The sequence below is a fragment of the Henriciella mobilis genome (assembly GCF_003576285.1).
In the GTDB taxonomy this organism is placed as follows: Bacteria; Pseudomonadota; Alphaproteobacteria; order Caulobacterales; family Hyphomonadaceae; genus Henriciella; species Henriciella mobilis.
On the sequence record NZ_QWFX01000005.1, the window covers coordinates 150,103 to 167,023 of the forward strand.

At 60.9% G+C, this 16,921-nt stretch carries 19 protein-coding genes; 8 read left to right on the plus strand and 11 right to left on the minus strand.

The features are described 5' to 3' along the window. Nucleotides 1-105: 105 nt before the first annotated feature. Complete coding sequence (locus tag D1223_RS00705) at nucleotides 106-3,066, minus strand: TonB-dependent receptor (RefSeq protein WP_233352988.1); 2,961 nt, start codon at nucleotides 3,064-3,066, stop codon at nucleotides 106-108. 245 nt (nucleotides 3,067-3,311) lie between these two features. Between D1223_RS00705 and queC the strand changes: the two genes are divergently transcribed. From queC to D1223_RS00720, 3 genes are read left to right on the plus strand one after another with little or no spacing between them, the layout of a single operon-like run. Continuing rightward, on the plus strand, nucleotides 3,312-4,022 hold the full coding sequence (gene queC, locus D1223_RS00710; RefSeq protein ID WP_119374496.1) for a 7-cyano-7-deazaguanine synthase QueC: 711 nt from the start codon (nucleotides 3,312-3,314) through the stop codon (nucleotides 4,020-4,022). Then, nucleotides 4,019-4,672: a 7-carboxy-7-deazaguanine synthase gene (gene queE, locus D1223_RS00715; protein ID WP_119374497.1), complete on the plus strand. Its 654-nt coding sequence runs from the start codon at nucleotides 4,019-4,021 to the stop codon at nucleotides 4,670-4,672. The genes queC and queE overlap by 4 nt, the downstream gene beginning before the upstream one ends. Next, nucleotides 4,627-5,067 (plus strand): 6-carboxytetrahydropterin synthase, encoded by a 441-nt coding sequence (locus D1223_RS00720; RefSeq protein WP_119374498.1) that lies wholly within the window; start codon nucleotides 4,627-4,629, stop codon nucleotides 5,065-5,067. The genes queE and D1223_RS00720 overlap by 46 nt, the downstream gene beginning before the upstream one ends. Before the next feature lie 22 nt (nucleotides 5,068-5,089). Here the strand turns inward: D1223_RS00720 and D1223_RS00725 are convergent, their stop codons facing one another. The 5 genes from D1223_RS00725 to D1223_RS00745 form a co-directional block, all read right to left on the minus strand. Continuing rightward, entirely contained in the window at nucleotides 5,090-5,563 is a 474-nt protein-coding gene (locus D1223_RS00725) for a hypothetical protein (protein ID WP_119374499.1), read from the minus strand. Between the two features lie 87 nt (nucleotides 5,564-5,650). Then, complete coding sequence (locus tag D1223_RS00730) at nucleotides 5,651-5,845, minus strand: hypothetical protein (protein WP_119374500.1); 195 nt, start codon at nucleotides 5,843-5,845, stop codon at nucleotides 5,651-5,653. A 45-nt stretch (nucleotides 5,846-5,890) separates the two neighbouring features. Then, nucleotides 5,891-6,586 (minus strand): pirin family protein, encoded by a 696-nt coding sequence (locus D1223_RS00735; protein WP_119375225.1) that lies wholly within the window; start codon nucleotides 6,584-6,586, stop codon nucleotides 5,891-5,893. A 103-nt stretch (nucleotides 6,587-6,689) separates the two neighbouring features. Continuing rightward, nucleotides 6,690-8,135 (minus strand): mechanosensitive ion channel family protein, encoded by a 1,446-nt coding sequence (locus D1223_RS00740; RefSeq protein ID WP_119374501.1) that lies wholly within the window; start codon nucleotides 8,133-8,135, stop codon nucleotides 6,690-6,692. Nucleotides 8,136-8,153: 18 nt separating this feature from the next. Then, nucleotides 8,154-9,071 carry an SDR family NAD(P)-dependent oxidoreductase gene (locus tag D1223_RS00745; protein WP_119374502.1) on the minus strand — a complete coding sequence of 306 codons (918 nt, stop codon included), beginning with the start codon at nucleotides 9,069-9,071 and terminating at the stop codon, nucleotides 8,154-8,156. A gap of 164 nt (nucleotides 9,072-9,235) precedes the next feature. On the opposite strand from D1223_RS00745, the gene D1223_RS00750 reads away from it, so the two are divergent. Beyond that, nucleotides 9,236-10,207: an aldo/keto reductase gene (locus D1223_RS00750; protein ID WP_119374503.1), complete on the plus strand. Its 972-nt coding sequence runs from the start codon at nucleotides 9,236-9,238 to the stop codon at nucleotides 10,205-10,207. A gap of 3 nt (nucleotides 10,208-10,210) precedes the next feature. On the opposite strand, the gene D1223_RS00755 is transcribed toward D1223_RS00750, so the two are convergent. Beyond that, the gene (locus tag D1223_RS00755; RefSeq protein WP_119374504.1) at nucleotides 10,211-11,194 is read right to left on the minus strand and encodes an NAD(P)H-dependent flavin oxidoreductase; all 984 of its coding nucleotides are present in this window, start codon (nucleotides 11,192-11,194) and stop codon (nucleotides 10,211-10,213) included. A 170-nt stretch (nucleotides 11,195-11,364) separates the two neighbouring features. Between D1223_RS00755 and D1223_RS00760 the strand changes: the two genes are divergently transcribed. Continuing rightward, entirely contained in the window at nucleotides 11,365-11,697 is a 333-nt protein-coding gene (locus D1223_RS00760) for a hypothetical protein (protein WP_147372627.1), read from the plus strand. 12 nt (nucleotides 11,698-11,709) lie between these two features. Here D1223_RS00760 and D1223_RS00765 read toward each other — a convergent pair whose 3' ends face one another. The 3 genes from D1223_RS00765 to D1223_RS00775 all read right to left on the minus strand — a co-directional run bounded on the left by D1223_RS00765 (nucleotide 11,710) and on the right by D1223_RS00775 (nucleotide 14,076). Beyond that, on the minus strand, nucleotides 11,710-12,495 hold the full coding sequence (locus D1223_RS00765; RefSeq protein WP_119374506.1) for an SDR family NAD(P)-dependent oxidoreductase: 786 nt from the start codon (nucleotides 12,493-12,495) through the stop codon (nucleotides 11,710-11,712). Between the two features lie 114 nt (nucleotides 12,496-12,609). After that, a complete protein-coding gene (locus tag D1223_RS00770; protein ID WP_119374507.1) occupies nucleotides 12,610-13,539 on the minus strand; it encodes an aspartyl protease family protein in 930 nt (309 codons plus the stop codon). Nucleotides 13,540-13,608: 69 nt separating this feature from the next. Beyond that, nucleotides 13,609-14,076: an NUDIX hydrolase gene (locus tag D1223_RS00775; protein WP_119374508.1), complete on the minus strand. Its 468-nt coding sequence runs from the start codon at nucleotides 14,074-14,076 to the stop codon at nucleotides 13,609-13,611. A gap of 47 nt (nucleotides 14,077-14,123) precedes the next feature. Between D1223_RS00775 and D1223_RS00780 the strand changes: the two genes are divergently transcribed. Then, nucleotides 14,124-15,170 (plus strand): patatin-like phospholipase family protein, encoded by a 1,047-nt coding sequence (locus D1223_RS00780; RefSeq protein WP_119375226.1) that lies wholly within the window; start codon nucleotides 14,124-14,126, stop codon nucleotides 15,168-15,170. A gap of 7 nt (nucleotides 15,171-15,177) precedes the next feature. Here D1223_RS00780 and rsmD read toward each other — a convergent pair whose 3' ends face one another. Beyond that, the gene (gene rsmD, locus D1223_RS00785) at nucleotides 15,178-15,738 is read right to left on the minus strand and encodes a 16S rRNA (guanine(966)-N(2))-methyltransferase RsmD (protein WP_119374509.1); all 561 of its coding nucleotides are present in this window, start codon (nucleotides 15,736-15,738) and stop codon (nucleotides 15,178-15,180) included. 63 nt (nucleotides 15,739-15,801) lie between these two features. Between rsmD and D1223_RS00790 the strand changes: the two genes are divergently transcribed. Then, complete coding sequence (locus D1223_RS00790; RefSeq protein ID WP_119375227.1) at nucleotides 15,802-16,266, plus strand: nucleoside deaminase; 465 nt, start codon at nucleotides 15,802-15,804, stop codon at nucleotides 16,264-16,266. A gap of 58 nt (nucleotides 16,267-16,324) precedes the next feature. After that, the gene (locus D1223_RS00795) at nucleotides 16,325-16,657 is read left to right on the plus strand and encodes a hypothetical protein (RefSeq protein ID WP_147372629.1); all 333 of its coding nucleotides are present in this window, start codon (nucleotides 16,325-16,327) and stop codon (nucleotides 16,655-16,657) included. Nucleotides 16,658-16,921 lie beyond the last annotated feature (264 nt).

Here is a 16,921-nt window from a genome sequence, read left to right on the forward strand (position 1 = left end):
TAGACCAGTCCGACCGGCAGGCAAATGAGACGCGCCGTTCTCGGTGGCATAAAAAAAGGGCGGCCCTTGCAGGCCGCCCAGCCCTGTCAGGGGGCAAGTAAAGCGTTACCAGCTCTTGCTCACGGACACACCGTAAAGCGCCGGTTCGTTCAGGAAGACGTTCGAGAACAGGCCTGAAGAGTCATCGGTGAGGTACGCGCCGGTGATGACATCATCATCGGCAATATTCTTGCCGAAGATTTCAAACTGCAGACCTGATTCCGGATTGTCGAACAGGATGGACAGATTGATGTTGTCCCAGCTGTCGAGTTCGTCGCGCCCGGTGTTCCAGACGCGCGAGAAGGCGTCGGCCTGGTAGTAATAGTCGCCGCGAAGGCGCATGTTCCAGGCCGAGTCGCCAAGCGACTCCCACGTATATTCGGCACCGAAACTGAGCGTGGTGTCCGGCGTGCCTGGCAGGTTATTGCCGTCCAGGTTCTTTGCATCGCCTTCGAAGGGTTCGAACGCCGTTGCCGTTTGTGCGACACCGTCGCTGTCAGTGTAGGACACGGTCACGCCGCCCAGCCCGAACAGGGCTTCGGCACCTTCGAGGTCACCCGTGCAAAGGCCCAGCGTGCTTCCCGGATCAAGGGCTCCCGCCTGGATCGCACCCAGAACCGTCGCGTAGCCTTGTGCCGAGACAACGCAGTTCGATGCGTTTGCGGCACTTTTCAGGACGATGAGATCGGCGCGGCCATTTGTCCGGTCGAGCACGTCAATGCCATAAGTGTCCTTAACCTGTGCGTCCAGCAGGCCGAGATTGGCATTCAGGACCAGTGTCGAGGTCGGGTTCCAGATGCCTTCGATCTCAAATCCGTTGATTTCGGCATCAACGTTGAAGTTGGCGGACGTCCGGTTGATGATCTGCGTGATCTGGTAGCCTTCATAATCATACATGAAAGCCGTGGCGTTGAGCTGCAGACCGCCGTTCGCAAAGGTGTTCTTCGTACCGATTTCATAGGAGTTGATGAACTCCGGATCGAAGAATTGCGGGAAGGAATCGGGCGAGCCGGCCGGCTGGGGCGGGTTGATGCCGCCGCCCTTGTAGCCCCGCGAATAGAAGGCGTAGAAGAGCGAATCATCAGACCAGTTGAGGTCCGGTGACCAGTCGAAGCCGATCCGGCCGGTGACTTCCTCGAACGTCGCATTGTATGTGCCGTCGCCGCCTTCATCGTTGGAAGCGCCAGGAACGGGCGCATAGGCCAGCGGGTCCGGGATATCGACGATCGACTCGCTGAGAAAGGTCGGAATGCGGCCGGCTTCCTTGTCGTCGCTCGTGTAACGCAGGCCGACGGTCAATTGCAGATCGTCGGTCATGTCATAATAGCCTTCGCCGAAGACCGCGAAACTTTTGAGCTTGTAAGGCGTGATCGACCGGAAATATTGCCGGGACACACCGTCAAGATTTTCGATCGGGGTGTTGCCGGCATTCGCCGGATCTTCCAATGGGAAGAGAGGCGCGCCAAGAGCTGCGTTCAACAGCTGGTTGAAGGCCGTCGATGTGTTGAAGAACACATAGTAACTTTCCTGGAGCTTCGGATCCTGGTTGGTTTCAAAGTCGACGGAAATAGCGCCGAGATTGAAGTTGAACGGGCCGTCGAAATCAGATTGCAGGCGAAGCTCGTGGGTCGTCTGCTCCGAATAGCCGCCAGAAATGTCTGCCGCGACCGGCGCGTTGAAGAGACCCAGCTGCGGGTCAGCGATATTTCCGCCCGGGAAGAGCAATGGATAGAGCGCCGTGAAACCGGCGGGCAGGGCAGGGTCGATCGAAGCCGCAAGCGCAACGAACGGGCTGGCCGATGTGTTGAACGGTACATCTGCAGCATATTCGTTGTAGTCTTCCTGCGAGATGACCTCATTTTCATTGTAGCTGCCGAGATAGGTCATCACCAGGCTGTCGGTGAGATCGAACTCCGCTTTCCAGGTGAACAGATCCTGTTGGCCTTCATAGGTCGGGTCGAAATAGCTTTCGATTTTCCTGAGGTCCGGAATGATGCCGCTCGTATTTGCATCGATGTTAATCGCATTGCCGGTGAGCGGGTCGATGCCACCAACGGTGCCGGACAGGAAGCCATAAAGGCCTGCCAGCGTACCGGCGGTATTCACGCCGCCCAGCGATGCCGGGTCATCAAGCTTGGCTTCGACGCAGCCCTGAGAGGTGATCAGCTGATCAATGGCGGTGATCGGTATGCCAGCATATGACGTCTTGTTCGGATCCTTGGCGCAGTATTGCTTGCCGGACCGGATGCGGCTGTCGTCTTCCTCGAAATGCTCGTAGGACAGGAAGGTGCGCAGACGGTCGGTCGGTTCCCAGGCGAACGAGGCGCGGATCGAATACAGGTCGCGATCGTCCACGTCGTTGCCAGTGGTAACGTTGTCGACATAGCCATCCCGCTGCAGCATTGATCCTGCAAAGCGAAGGGCCGCCGAGTCACCGAGCGGCACGTTCACCATACCCTTGGCTTTCACCGTGTTGTAGTTGCCATAGGTCAACTTGGCGTCGGCCTGAAACTCCTCAAGGACGGGTTTCGCTGTGATCAGGTTGAACACGCCACCGGTCGCGTTCCGGCCGTAGAGCGTGCCTTGCGGGCCGCGCAGAACCTCGATCCGCTCGACATCGTAGAATTCGGCTTCGAACAGGCTGTTCGAGGTCAGCGGCACATCGTTCTGGTGAACACCGACACCTGCGTCAGCGGAGGTCGAAACGGCATCGACGCCGATACCGCGGATACGGAAGTTGTAGCTGGTGAAGTTGCCCTTGGTGAAGTTCACGTTCGGGATGGATTTGACCAGGTCCGGGCCACCGCTCAACTGCAGCTTGTCGAGCGCTTCCTCGTCAAAGGCCGAAACCGCGATCGGAACATCCTGGATCGATTCCTCGGTTTTCTGGGTTGTGACCAGAACCGTACCCAGCGTGCGCTGCGCTTCTGTGTCTTCCTGCGCCACTGCAGCCGGGACAGCCCAGCTCATGGCGACCAGCGATGCGCCCGCCAGCATCAGATACTTTTCGGGTGTCTTGTGACTCATCTAACTCTCCTCCCGTCGAGCGCTGTTATTCTGTTTGCGCTCGATTTTTTGCGTTTCCTCACGGGCCTTCCTTTTTTGTCCGGAAGTGCCTCAACTGTTATGACAGCGACAGTGGCGACAATTTGTCAACTGCTTCTCTTGTATTGTCCACGATGCTTTAAAACCGTGCTTTTTGGGTGACGCATACATGACGCTACGGAAGGTTTTGCTTGGTTGGAGGGGTTGGCTCTGCTAACTGCGCGCTCATGGTAAAACCCACTTCGGCACTGGTACTTTTCTCCGGCGGACAGGACTCGACAACGTGCCTGGCTTCGGCGCTCAAACGGTTCGCTCATGTCGAGACGGTTGGCTTCGACTATGGTCAGCGTCACAAGGTCGAATTGCGCTGTCGCAAGAACGTGCTCAACGCGATCCGCAGCAAGTTTCCGCAGTGGGCCGACCGGCTGGGCGAGGATCACATGATTGACCTCGCCGCACTGGGTGAGATCAGTGACACAGCACTGACGCGCGATACCGATATCGGGGAAGGCGAGAACGGCTTGCCGTCCACCTTCGTGCCCGGGCGAAACCTGATTTTTCTCACGCTATCGGCCGCGCTGGCCTGGCGCCGGGGGATCTCCGTACTGGTCGGTGGCATGTGCGAGACGGACTATTCCGGCTATCCGGACTGCCGGCGCGACACGATCGACGCGCAGCAGAAGGCGATCGGGCTCGGCATGGACCGGTCGATCATCATCGAGACGCCGCTGATGTGGCTCGACAAGGCCGAAACCTGGCAGCTTGCGGCCGATCTTGGCGGTCAGGCGCTGGTCGATCTGATCGTTGATGAGACCCATACCTGCTACAAGGGCGAGCGTCTTCGCCGCCATGCCTGGGGATATGGCTGCGGCGAGTGCCCGGCCTGCCAATTGCGCAAGGCCGGTTTCGAAAAGTGGAAACAGGGCGCGGTTGCGTGAAAATCTACTCCGTCAAGGAAGCCTATGTGACGCTTCAGGGCGAAGGCGCACAGACCGGGCGCGCCGCCGTCTTCCTGCGCTTTGCCGGTTGCAACCTGTGGTCGGGCCTGGAGCGTGACCGGCACAAGGCGGTGTGCCAGTTCTGCGATACCGACTTTGTCGGAACGAATGGCGAGAATGGCGGCAAGTTTGAAGGCGCCGACGCGCTGGCAGACCATGTCGCCAGCCTCTGGGCTGCTGCGGCCGGTGCGCACGCTGACGAAGCTTATGTTGTGTGCACGGGCGGCGAGCCGCTATTGCAGCTCGATAGCCCTCTGATCGAGGCGCTTCACGCGCGCGGGTTCGAGGTTGGTGTCGAGACAAACGGGACAGTTGCCGCCCCTGCCGGGCTGGACTGGATCTGCATTTCGCCCAAAGCCAATGCGGCGCTTGTGCAAAGCCGGGGAGATGAGCTGAAACTCGTCTATCCCCAGGATGAGCCCGAAGCCCAGCCGGAGCGCTTCGAGATGCTGCAGTTCCAGCACTTCTTCCTTCAGCCCAAAGATGATAACAGGCAGGCCGAGAATATCGCTGCCGCGGCAGCCTACTGCATGAAGCATCCGAAATGGCGACTGAGCTTACAAACCCACAAACTGATCGGGCTGCCCTGAACCCGTCAGGCGAAGTGTTCGAAATCTCGAAGGCGGTGACCTTCGAGGCAGCCCATTTCATGGGCGGAAAGCCCGAGGGCCATCCCTATCGCAACCTTCACGGCCACTCCTTCCGGCTGGAAGCAAGTGTGCGCGGCAAGGTCAAACCGGGCGAGGAATGGGTCGAGGACTTCAGCAAGCTGACAGCGGCCCTGCAGGATGTCGCCCAGCAGCTCGATCATACGCTGCTGAACGAGATCGAGGGGCTTTCGGTGCCGACCCTTGAGCGGATCTGCCTGTGGGTCGCAAAAGCGCTGAGGCCCACTTTGCCGGGCCTGACGCGCGTGACACTATCGCGCCCATCCCTCAACGAGACCTGCACGCTCGACCTGGCTGGCCAGTCGAACGCGCAGTGATCCGGCCGGATAGCGGCCGCGCCTACTCGCTCAGCTTCTCTGCAAATTTCCGGGCGAACCGGCTGGAGGCGCGCTTCGCATCGCCCCAGACGCCGGATGCCCCAACCATCTGGATGTTGGTTTCGTACCAGTCATACTGAAGTTCAGCGACGGCCTCGCCACTGGCATTGTAGGCAGTGCCTTCCAGATCCATGCCGCCGATTGATTTCGAGCGCAGCATGTCAAGGCCGGGCTCGTCGCTCATCTGCTGCATGGTCGGGCGATTGGGCTTCGCATCCACGATGATCACGCTGATACGGGCCGGGTCGACATTCGCCTTGCGCAATTCGCGCTCAAGGTCGGACCGGATTTCCTTGGACAGGCGCTCGCCTTCCTTGGCACCATAGTCGGATTCCAGTTTCTCCTGGAACTCGGCCGAATAGGTAATGCTGATTTCCGAGGCTGCAGCTGCGGGAACGATTACAGCGGCCGCGAGAGAGACAAGTAGCGTTTTCATGGGCACCTCCTGAAGGCTTGAGCATACCACCGTTAACGCTCGCGCGCCAAGCAGGTTGCCTGCTATGGGTGCCTTGCGGGGACGCGCCTAGTCGTCGTCCTTGTCGTCTTTCTTCTTCTTGTCCTTCTTGCCGTCCGGCACGACGGCACCGACAGCAGCGCCGGTCACGTTGACCGCGCCTTCGGCAACATCGCCGGCGACGCCGACAGCAGTTCTGACAAGACAGCCACTCAGGAGGAGCGGGGCTGCGACGAGGAGCGGGAGTGCTTTTAACCGGGCCATGCGCGCGAAGCTGGCACGGCCCGGTTAATCAGGCAATAACAGGCCCTAGACCGTATCGACAAATACGATCTCTGCATCCTTCAGGCTCTTGAACTGAAGCGATTCCGGGCCGGTGACTGCTGCGCCATCGCGAGCCTTCAGCACCTCGCCGTTCAGTTCCACTTCGCCGGCGGCCAGCACGAAATAGCCAAAGCGGCCTTCGCTGACCTGATAGTCGAGGGTTTCGCCAGCCTTCAGGGTCGCGCCAAGTACCTTGGCGTTCTGGCGGATCGGGAGCGCCTTGTCGGCTTCATTGCCACTGGCAAGAACCGCCCATTGCCCGGACCGGTCGGCCTTGGGAAACTTGCGAGCGCCCCAGCCCGGAGATCCGCCATAGCTTTCCGGTTCGATCCAGATCTGGAAGAGGGTGGTTTCTTCCGTCTCGGCATTCCATTCCGAATGCTGGACGCCGCGCCCGGCGCTCATCACCTGGACGTCGCCAGCTTCTGTGCGGCCCTTGTTGCCCATCGAGTCCTGGTGGGTGATCGCACCTTTGCGGACATAGGTGATGATTTCCATGTCGCGGTGCCCGTGCGGGGGAAAGCCGGTCTGCGGGCGGATCCTGTCGTCATTCCAGACGCGCAGTTTGCCGTGTCCCATGCGGGCCGGATCGTAATAGTGCGAGAAGGAAAAATGGTAGTGGGCGTCCAGCCACTCGTTCTGGAAGGTGCCCAGCTTGTCGAAACGTCTGATGTCGATCATGTCTGCCTCCTGTTGAGGGGTTTCGTTGACCGAGAGATTGGGCATGAGGCGCGCCGCGTCCAGAAGCTGCACCGGACAGGACTTATGCCGATAACGAATGAATTCACTCTTCGCTGGACCTGGCGAGCTCGACCTTGATCGTCGATCCGGGTGTGATCAGCACGTCCTCGTGGCGCAGCGGGATGTCGATCCCATGCTCCTTGAACCTGTCCCAGACATTGAGCAGCACTTCGGAGGAGACATTGGAAACACCATTTTCCGGGTCATTGATCCAGAAACGCACTTCCAGCTCGATCGCCTCGTCCCCGAACTCCATGACAAGGCATTTCGGTGCCGGCGACTGCAAGACGCGCGATGTGTTTGCCGCGCCTTCGCAAACCAGGTCCACCGCCAGGCGCAGGTCTGTTTCATATTCGACCCGCAAGCGCCGCTTCACGCGGACATCCTTGTTTGAATAGGACCAGTTCACGACCTTGTCCGTGATCAGCATCTCGTTCGGGATCAGATGCTCCTTGCCGTCGCGCGTGATGACAGACGCGTAGCGCAGGCCGAGCGATTTCACGACGCCGTAGGTCTCGTCCACCTCGATGACGTCATTTGGCTTGATGGAGCGGTCGGTCAGCAGGATCACACCGGAAATGAAATTCGCGACGATCTGCTGCATGCCGAAGCCGAGGCCGACACCGATGGCACCGCCGAGCACGGCGAGACCGGACAGCGGTATGCCAAGACCAGCCAGCGTCAGCAGGGCCGCGCCGAAGAACAGGCCGATCTGCAGCGCATTCGACATCAGGATACGCAGCGATGGCTCAACACGGGGAAGGGCGTGAACGCGGGTTTTCAGTCGCGTTGCCAGCCAGTGCGCGATGAACAGGAAGAAGGCTGCTGTTGCGATGGCCTGAACGATGAAGATCGGGCTGATCCGTCCGCCGGCATAGGGCGGGCCGATATTCGACAGCCAGGCGATGGTCTCATCCAGCACGCCGAAGGCGTACAGGATGGCAAAGCCCCAGATTGTCCAGGCGAGCGGCTTGCGGACGGCATCCGGCAGGAAGGTCGTCACCAGCCGGATCAGCAGCCAGGCCAGCGCCAGAGAGGACGCGATCCGCACGAGCGTTCCATCCAAGCCCAGGCTGACGAAAAGGACGGTCGCCAGATAGAGAAAAAGCGCCCATAGGGCCGGGCGAACGAGCCGCGGGACAGTATCGTTCACATTGCGGGCGATACTCTTCGGCAGGCGCCCGACCAACCCGCTTGCCTGCCGCCGGATAGGCGGCGCGAGGAGGGCGCCAAGCAGGACCGCAGCCAGCACCGCGCCGATCTGGTAGAGGACGGGCAGCAGGACATCGAGGTTGAGGATATTTTGCTGCGCCCATCCGACCGGATCATCGAGGACAGGGCGGGCCCAGGCAAAATAGTCCGTCTGTGCGGTGCCGCCGTCCGATGCAGCAGGATCGGGAGAGACGGTCCGGCAGTATTCGATCCCATCCCGAAGGACGCATTCCTTCAGGACGGTTTCGCCGTCAGACGGGGCCGCCTCACCCTGCATGTCCCTGTTTTCCTGTCCCTAGATCGGTTCGTAGGGAAAGACTGTAGTCGTTGCGCCGAGATCCGTGAAGCTGCCTTTCATGGATGGCAGGCCCTGTTCGATCAGCGTTTCGGGGGTCCAGCCTTCCAGACGGGCGACGGACTTCACCGGCCGCGGCTGGTTGAACAGGATGACCTCATTGCCGCGCACGGAGAAGATCTGACCGGACACGTCTTTTGCGCCATCGGCGCAAAGTGCGACGGCAAACTGGGCAACTTGGTCGGCGCGCATGCCGTTCTTCATCCGCTCGACACGCTGGGCGCCGGCTTCGTCCTTGACGGGGATAGAGGCGATCATCCGGGTCCAGGCAAAGGGCGCAATCACGTTGGAGCGGACATTCTTGCGTTCGCCTTCCATGGCGATGATGTGCGAGAGGCTGGCGATGCCGAGCTTCGCTGCGCCATAGTTCGCCTGGCCGATATTGCCGATCAGGCCGGTGGTGGAGGTGAACAGGACATAAGCGCCGTCCTCCTGGTCACGGAAATGATTGATTGAGGCGCGGGTGACATTGAACGAGCCATTGAGGTGCACGTCGATGACGGCTTTCCAGTCGTCCTCGGACATCTTGTGGAACATGCCGTCGCGCAGGATGCCGGCCGGGTTCATGATGGCGTGCAGGCCGCCAAACTCGTCCTTGGCCTGTTCGATCATGCCTTCAACGGCTTTGTAGTCGGTCACGCTGTCGGAGTTGGAAACTGCTTCACCGCCCGCCGCGCGAATTTCCTGCGCGACCTTCTCGGCGGGCCCTGCATCGCCCTCGTCGGCGCCCGTAAGGCTGCCGCCAAGATCGTTCACGACGACTTTTGCCCCTGCCTTTGCGGCGATCAGCGCGCATTCCTTGCCAATGCCATTACCACCGCCAGTGACGAGAACTACCTTGCCATCCAATACGCCCATGACTTCCTCCTAGTGCGTTACGATTATTCCAGTTGTGCGCTGTCCAACACCGTCGGCGCGCGAAAGGCAAGTGCGGCGACCGTTCGCAGCTCAATGCCCGCCATTGTCCCGGCACGCCTGATCAACTACGTTAGCGCTAACAAATTCGTCGCAAAGGAGCAGGCATGAAAACGAGACGGCTCGGTAAATCCGGATTGAAGGTCACGGAAATCGGCCTCGGCTGCTGGCAGCTCGGGGGCGATTTTGGCCCGATCGAGGATGAAAGGGCGCAAGCTGTGCTGCAGGCGGCGCGCGAGGGCGGCATCAATTTCTACGATACCGCAGACGTATATGGCGACGGTCGCAGCGAGCGGTTCGTCGGTGCGCATCTGAAACCGGGCGAACTGGTGGCCACCAAAGTTGGCCGCTCGCCCGACCTCTATCCTGATGGTTATACGCAGGCTCGGGTTCGCGACCATGTGCTGTCGTCGATCGAACGGCTTGGCGGTGAGCAGCTTGACCTGATCCAGCTTCACTGCGTGCCGCCGGAAATGCTCGCTCGCGGGGAGATATTCGACTGGATGCGGTCGCTTCAGCAGGAGGGGCTTTGCCGTGCCTGGGGCGCCAGCGTCGAGACAATGGAAGAAGCCCACACCTGCCTCAAACAGCCCGGCATCGCCTCTCTCCAGATCATCTTCAACGTTTTCCGGCAGGAGGCCGCTACGCAGCTGCTGGATGCTGCAAGCGAAGCGGATGTCGGGGTCATTGTGCGCGTCCCGCTCGCCAGTGGGCTGCTGAGCGGCAAGTTTGCCCGCGAGACCGAGTTTGCCGAAACCGACCATCGGCACTTCAACCGCGATGGATCGGCCTTCTCCGTCGGTGAGACCTTTGCCGGCATCCCCTTCGAGGCGGGCATCGGTCTTGTGGAGGAGATGTCGGCGCTGAAGCCCGAGGGCTGGAGCATGGCGCAGTTTGCGCTGCGCTGGATTCTCGATTTCGATGCCGTTTCCACCGTGATTGCAGGGGCGTCAAAGCCGTCACAGGTCCACGCCAATATCGCGGCGGCGAACCTGCCGCCGCTATCGGCTGACACGCATGAACAGCTTGCCGATTTCTATGCCAGGCGGGTGAAGAACCTTGTGCAGGTCCCCGTCTGAGGATCAGACGCTTTCCCGGCTCCTGTAGCCCGCCATGCGGTTCATGGCGTCGTCTGCCTCGGCCATGATGCGCTCGACAATATCCTTTACCGGGAGCACATCCTTCACGCCACCGGCCGATTGGCCCATCGCGAAGCAGGAGCTGTCCGGGTCGAGCTTGGCTTCGTCCGTGATCCCGCCAATGCCGCCAATGACGCCGGTCTGCGTGGAGTGGATCGCCTGCATCGGGAAAGGCTGGATGTCGTCCGGGCGGCTCTCCCAATCGAGAATGTACTCATTGGTCCGGCAACGCATCGGCTTGCCGGAATAGCAGCGCGTGCGGGTCGTGTCGGTATCGCCTGCCGAGACGATGGTCTGCTTGTATAGATTGGCGGCGTGTGCCTCTTCCGATGCGATGAAACGTGTGCCCATCCAGACGCCGACGGCGCCAAGCGCGAGTGAGGCTGCAAGCCCCCGGCCGTCATAAATGCCACCTGCCGCAACCACAGGAATGTTCACCGCCTCGACGGCCTGTGCGACGAGCGGCATCGTGCCGACAAGGCCGGTATGCCCGCCGCCTTCACCGCCCTGCAGGATCACCGCGTCACAGCCGGCCTGCTCTGCCTTGATGGCATGCTTCACAGCGCCGCCCACGACCATGACCTTCACGCCGGCCTTCTTGAGTTTTTCCATGATCGGCATTGGCACGCCGAGGCCGGCAACAAAGCTGTCGGCGCCATTGTTGATGATCACGTCTACAGAGGCTTCCAGGCTTTCCGGCGAGGCGGCCAGAAGGTCCACGCCAAATGGCTTGTCGGTCAGTTCGCGCACGCGCTTCATCTGCCCTTCGATGAAGTCCGGCGTGGTGCCCGCCATGCCAAGTACGCCGTAGCCGCCCGCATTGGACATGGCGGCGGCAAGTTCGGCGTAGGATACCCCGCCCATGCCAGCGAGCATGATCGGGTATTTGACACCAAGAAAGTCACAGAGCGGTGTGCGGATGGTCATCAGGAATCCTCCAGGAGTTTTGATACCTGCATTGCCGCTGGATGCCCGTTTGCCAAGCCGTCCCGCAGCGGCAGGACACTGCAGGAGAGGAACATTTAGGCCTGTGCGACGCTATCCTGGCAGGAATTCACAACAGCGCAGTCGCGTTGCCAGAACAGGAGATCGCTATCATGACCTCACTACGTTTCATTCTCGCCGGGGCTTCGCTCGTCCTTGTCGGCGCGTGTGGCGGCAATGACGAAGAAATCTCGCAAGAGGTGGGCGATACTCAGAACAACCCGCAATACGTGATGCCCGGGGATGAGAGCGACACCGAACAAGTGCTGACACGCGAACCGGATCCGAGCCGTGACGCTGAGGAGGAACTCATCCCGAGCCCCGACACGCAGACGGACCTCGAACCTGAAATCGACGCACCGATCACGCCGGATACCGGTACCGAGCCCCAGTCAGTGCCGGAAGACGGCATGCCGGAGCCGGAAACCGAAACCCAGCCGCAATAAGGCGTCCCGGCTCTAGAAGAGCACGTATCCGCCATCGATCAGCAGCGTGTCGCCGGTGTGGAACCGCGACGCATCTGAAGCGAGGTAGACGGCTGCCCCGGCGAAATCTTCCGGTTCGCCCCAGCGTTTCATCGGTACACGGCTGATCACATGTGTCTCGAACTTGTCGTTCGACTGGGCACCGGCCGTCATGTCGGTCGCGATCCAGCCCGGCAGGATCGTATTGGCGCGAATGCCATAGCGCGCATATTCGACTGCAAGCCCCTTGATCAGAGTGATCAGCGCGCCCTTGGTGGCGGTGTAAGCTTCGTTCTTCGGGGCGCCCATGAGCGCGCCGAGGGACGCCGTTCCCATCAGCGACCCGCCTGTATCCCCTTCCTTCGACCGGGCGACCATGTGTTTCGCGCTCTCGCGAAGCGTCCAGAAGGCGCCGTCCAGATTGACGGACATGTTCTTGCGCCAGATCTCGGTGGTCATTTCATGGAAAGAGGGCGCCGAGAAACCGACGCCGGCATTGGCGATGCAGGTGTCGATGCGTCCAAAGGTTTTTACCACATCCTGCGTGGCTTCGATGACGGCCTGCTCGTCTGCGACGTCGACGGTCCATGCCTTTGCTTCACCCGCACCAATGCCAGAGAGCTTTTCGGCCGCCGCCTTGTTGTCGGCCTCCTTGCGCCCCCAGATGGCGAGGTTTGCGCCGGCCGCGGCCAGTCCTTCAGCCATGCCAAGGCCAATGCCCTTGTTGCCGCCGGTGACGAGTGCGGTTTTGCCCGTCAGATCGAATGGTGCGAATGCCATCTGGAAACTCCCTGTCTTTCGGACGGCATAAAGGAAGAAGCGCCTCGTCTTTACAATATTGACGGAACGGAAAGCGCCGATCCGCGGAAGACGGTCCCGGGCAGTCCTCAGGGGTCAGTTGTAGTCGAAGAACAGGCTCGGCATCTTGGCGACGCGGCGGTCGCGCTTGCTGAGGTGGAGACGATTACCGTCCCTGTCGAGCTGCAGGCGGAAATGTTGCAGGATGTCGAGCCCCATGACCATGATCGGCTGGTCCTGAAGACCGACAGTCTCAAGAAAGGCGGGATCGATCACGATCACCTCGAAGTGGCGCATCTTGAAATCACCGAATGTGAACCTGCGGCTCGACAGGATGCGAAGGGGCTTCACCACGCCTGTGGAACTGGTCACTTCGATCAGCCCGAAATCCTTGTCGGCCCGCGCGGCCTTGTCGGCAAATGCGCTGTTGATGAAGGTATTGCTGGCGCCGGTGTCGACCAGGGCAAGGCCAGACTTCCCGTTCACTTCGACCTTGATGAAGGGCAGGCCGTGAATCCAGGTCACGGGCAATCGGCTGGTGGTGGAATGGTAGACGCGCCTTGGCCGGGAATCGTAGGCCGACAGGCTTTCCTTCTCGAAGTCGAAATCCAGGGTCCGGTGCGGCAGGAACCTGGCAGGCAACACGGTATCGGTCGGCTTCAGGCTGAAGTCCCTGTTGAGCGCTGCCGTCAAGGGACCGCTGTCGGCACCGCCGAAACGGACGGGGCCGAGGTCAACCACCGGATAGGTGCCCTTGACGCCGAGGCCGACAATATCGATCAGCCGGCCATTCTCGTCTTCGATCAGACCGATCCGCGCAGCCGTCCGGCCACCCACCATGGCGAAGGTCGCCCCGGTATCGAAAATGGCCGATACGGGCTCTCCATCATGCAGTGTCAGGTCGACGACGAGATGACCGGTGGAGGTAACCTCGATGGGGATGTTCATTTCCTCGTTCGTGTTCGCCTGTGCAGTGGCGCATAGCGTCACGGCCAATATGGCGAGACTGAACAGGATACGTGTCACGGCACGCCGATCCTCCCTTGTGCGCTTGTTTTGTTATGTTTGCGCTACATCCGTAGACTAGCACGTTTTTCAGTCATGCGGAAGCTGGGCGACCAGGCGCGCGCCTGCCCGGACAACCCGTTCGGTCTCATCCCAGAGGCCGAGCGAGTGGAGTTCAGCTAGCGGGAAAAAGCGCGCATCTGCTGCATCGTCACCAGCGACAGGCTCCCCTTCGAGCCAGCGCGCGGCAAAGTCGGTCAGCACATAGTGACGGGTAACCAGCGTCCTTTCCCGGTTCTCGACGATCGCATCGACGACATCGATGAGCCCGGCAATCTCCGCCTTTATGCCAGTCTCTTCCATCAGCTCGCGCAGGGCAGCGTCGCGTACAGGCTCGCCCGGCTCGATCCGTCCGCCGGGCAGTGACCATTCGCCGGTCAGCGGCGGGGTTCCGCGCCGGATGAGGAGGACCTGCCCGTCCCTTATGCATACAACCCCCACGGCCGCTTGCGGACGTAGGCCGTCGACAGGTTGCGGCCGGTTTCGGGTATTTGTCATTGAGTGTCCTCGCAGCACTTCCTATGGGCAATCTGGAAGGAGGCCTTATGGCGCGGTCTGTCCCCAAACCCAAGCCTGTCAGTCTCGCCCTGCAGGGTGGTGGGGCCCATGGCGCCTTCACTTGGGGCGTTCTGGACCGGCTCAGCGAATGCGAGACCCTGGACATAAGGGCCATGACGGCAACCTCGGCGGGCGCCATGAACGCAGTGGCCTACATCACGGGGCTTGAGCGCGGCGGACCTGCCGGGGCGCGCGAGGCGCTGGAATCCTTCTGGCGCGAGATTTCCCGCCGGGGGGCGCCGCTGGATGCCCTGATGCCGACGAGCGCGGCGTCCAGCATGTTCCAGAACCACCCGTTCAAGGCCTGGACGCCGCACAATTTCGCGGCGGCGATGACCTCCTTCCTCAGCCCTTACGATCTCAATCCATTCGACATCAATCCGCTTCGCGAAACGGTCGAGTCGCAGATCGATTTCGACGCTGTCCATGCATCAAGCCTCCGCCTGTTCGTCGCCGCGACAAATGTTGAAACCGGCAAGGTCCGAATTTTCGAGGATGGTGAGGTGTCGCTTGACGCTGTGCTGGCCTCAGCCTGCCTGCCGCACACCTTCAAGGCAGTTGAGATCGACGGCGTGCCCTATTGGGATGGCGGGTATCTCGGCAACCCTTCTCTGTTCCCGCTCTTCTATTCGGATGCGCCGCGCGATGTCGTGCTGATCACGCTGAACCCGATCGAGCGGCCGGGTACACCGCGAACGGCCGGTGAGATCCAGGACAGGCTGAATGAGATCACCTTCAACGCGTCCCTGCTGGGAGAATTGCGAGCGATTGCCTTCGTCCAGAAGCTGCTGAACCAGAACCTCCTCGCGAAGACGGTTCGCAGCAATTATCGCAAGGTGAACATCCATGCGATCCGGGGCGGTGAGAGCCTGCGCACCCTGCGCCTTGAGTCCAAGTACGATACGAGCTGGTCTTTCCTCACGGGCCTTCGCGACAAGGGCCGCGCCTATGCCGAGGAATGGCTGGAAACCTGCGAACCGAAGGTCGGCAAGCAGTCGAGCCTGGATATCCATCAGGACTTTCTGAACGACTGAACCGGGCTCAGGCCGGTTTCAGGACGGTCAGTTTTGCTTTGCCAGCTTCGCGCTCGTCGAGGACCTCCCAGCCGTCGTGGTCGAAGGTTTCCTTCGCATCGGTCTCCACGACGGCGATGGCGTCAGTGGCCAGCCACTGGCCTGCAAGCAGGTTATCCAGGCATGGCGTCACCAGGCCCTGGTGGTAGGGCGGGTCGAGGAAGGCAATGGTGAAGGGCGAACCGACGCCGGCTGGCTTCGGCCCCAGGTCCGTCGCGCTACGCCGGTGGATGCGGGTGTTTCCGAACAGCTGGAAGGCTTCGACATTGTCACGGATCGTTCCGCGCGCCGCGCTATCTGTTTCCACAAAAAGACAGAAGGCCGCCCCGCGCGACATTGCTTCGAAGCCAAGCGCGCCGGACCCGGCAAACAGGTCAATCACGCGCGCGCCTTCCAGCGGCGGTGCCCAGCTCGCATGGGTGAGCACGTTGAACAGGCTTTCGCGTGCCCGATCGGATGTCGGGCGCGTGTTTCGGCCTTTCGGGGCGGCCAGCGGCTGGCCTTTGAAGCGTCCGGATATGATGCGCATGGGAAGCGGCCATAGCACCGGGCCCCTGTGCAGGAAAGCACGCTTCGGTGTATGGCGATGCTGATGAGCAGGGATCATGACATGATGCAACGCGCGCTGGATCTGGCGCGCCTCGCTGCTGAGGCAGGAGAAGTCCCGGTCGGGGCGGTTGTCTGCGATTCCGAAACCGGCACTGTGCTGGGTGAGGGACGTAACCAACCCATCGCGACGCATGACCCGACCGCTCATGCAGAGATCGCCGCCATTCGTGCGGCATGTGAGGCCGCGGGAAATTACCGACTGACTGGCGCGACCCTCTACGTCACGCTCGAGCCGTGTGCGATGTGCGCCGGCGCGATCAGCTTCGCGCGGATCGGGAGGCTGGTCTTTGCTGCGGCTGACGAAAAGGGCGGGGCAGTGCTGAACGGGCCACGATTTTTCGAACAGCCGACCTGTCACTGGCGCCCCGAAATCGTTCAGGACGAAACAAGTGCCCCGGAGGCGGCCACTCTGCTTCGCGAATTCTTCCGCGCCCGTCGTTTGACTTGATAAAAGTGCGTTTCTCGAACACCCTCCGCGTCTGGCTGAACGATGTGGGGGTGAAATCATGAGAATGAGCCTTGTTGTTGCCGGCTTCCTGGCTGTGCCACTCGCCGTCCAGGCGGCCTTGCCGCCGCAGTCCGAAAGGCAGCGAGAGCTTCAGCTGATCATTTCGAGCGCAGAAGTCGAGGCGGCGCTTGGCAGCCGCCCGATCGACAGCATCAGCACGATCGGGGACGATACCTATACGATTACGGCGGGCGGCTGCTCCTTGGTTGTCGCCGTCGTCGATGCGCCTGAGCCGGCCATGCTCAGCTGGGTTTCTCCCGGACCGTTGCGTCTGGAAATCGGCAAGCTGTCCTGCGTGGAATGCAGGAAGGCACAGCCGGGCGGTCTCTGAGAGTCTTTCCGGCACAGAGGCATGGATGACTTGCGCCCACTGCCTGTGCCAGCAATATGCGGCCCTGAATCGATCGTCATTCCAGAGCCTCGCAAGGTGTATTAACGCTTTGTATTTTTTAAATTAAAATACAGAAAGTGATGCTCAACTGCCACATGTGCAGCTGCGTGTTCGCACACGTTGGAACGTGCCTTGTTTCAGCCTCGTTTGGGTTCCAGTTCCGGTCTCCGGGCCGGGGCAAATAAGCAACTCAGAACGAGGAAA